The organism is Micromonospora avicenniae (assembly GCF_900156065.1).
In the GTDB taxonomy this organism is placed as follows: Bacteria; Actinomycetota; Actinomycetes; order Mycobacteriales; family Micromonosporaceae; genus Micromonospora; species Micromonospora avicenniae.
Genome location: NZ_FTNF01000059.1, coordinates 1 through 1,404, shown reverse-complemented (window position 1 = coordinate 1,404; position 1,404 = coordinate 1). Strand labels below are relative to the sequence as shown.

General features: G+C 69.5%; 1 protein-coding gene. It reads left to right on the top strand.

Annotated features, from left to right (window positions below; translation table 11 throughout):
* Window positions 1-238: 238 nt before the first annotated feature.
* On the top strand, window positions 239-1,404 hold a 1,166-nt coding region (locus tag BXA10_RS30245), incomplete at its 3' end, for an IS110 family RNA-guided transposase (protein ID WP_139338260.1).

Here is a 1,404-nt window from a genome sequence, read left to right as displayed (position 1 = left end):
CCCGTTACCTTTTTGATCGTCCCCAGCCGGGGACCCTCGGTCGCCTGGCCCGGTATGACTTTCTGCCCCTGTCGTTTGGATGATCCGGGGGGTGTTGTCGCCGGGTCGGGTGGCGTCGGCGGACCGCTGATAGGGACACGGCCACCCGTGTTGGGGTAGGTCTCTTCGTAACGTGGCTGCCGGCAGTCCGACGCCCTGACTGCGGCCGAGGCCACGGACGGTGCGTGGAGGCGGTCTGGTGAACGATGGATACGGCGTCTACCTCGGCTTGGACGTCGGTAAGGGTGATCACCACGCGGTCGGGTTGACCCCGGCCGGCAAGCGGCTGCATGACGCGGCGTTGCCGAACACCGAAGCCCGGCTGCGGCAGTTGTTCGACAAACTCGCCCGCCACGGTCGGGTGCTGGTGGTGGTTGATCAGCCCGCCTCGATCGGCGCCCTGCCGGTCGCGGTGGCCCGGGCGTGCGGTCATCAGGTGGCCTACCTGCCCGGCCTGGCCATGCGCCGCATCGCCGATCTTCACCCCGGCACGGCGAAGACCGACGCCCGGGATGCCTACGTCATCGCCGATGCCGCCCGCACCCTGCCGCACACGCTGCGGCGGGTCGACGTCGGCGACGAGACCCTCGCCGAGCTGGAAGTCCTCGTCGGGTTCGACGACGATCTCGCCGGTGAAGCCACCCGCGTGTCCAACCGGATCCGTGGCTTGCTCACCCAGATCCATCCCGCTCTGGAACGGGTCCTCGGCCCGAAAGTGCAGCACAAGGCGGTCCTGGAGCTGCTGTCGCGCTGCGGCGGACCCGCCGGACTCCGCAATGCCGGCCGCCGCAAACTGACCTCGATCGCCGCCGTCCACGCCCCGCGCATGGGTGAGCGGCTCGTCGAGCAGATCATGACCGCACTAGACGAGCAGACCGTCACTGTCCCCGGCACCCAAGCCGCGGAGAAGATCCTGCCCCGTCTCGCCGACAGCCTCCGCGACGTCCTGCGCCAGCGCGACCAAGTCGCCGGCGAGGTCGAGAGGATGCTTGATGTGCACCCTCTTGCCCCGGTCCTGACGTCGATGCCCGGCATCGGTGTCAGGACCGCCGCCCGGATCCTGCTCGAAGTCGGCGACGGCACCGCCTTCCCGACCCCAGGGCACCTCGCCGCCTACGCCGGCCTCGCCCCCGTCACCCGCCGCTCCGGCAGCAGCATCCGCGGCGAACACCCACCCCGAGGCGGCAACAAGAACCTCAAACGCGCGTTCTTCCTCGCCGCGTTCGCCGCCCTCGCAGACCCAGTCAGCCGCGCCTACTACGACCGCAAACGAGCCCAAGGAAAACGCCACAACGCCGCCCTCATCTGCCTCGCCCGACGCCGCTGCGACGTCCTATACGCCATGCTCCGCGACAAGATCCCCTA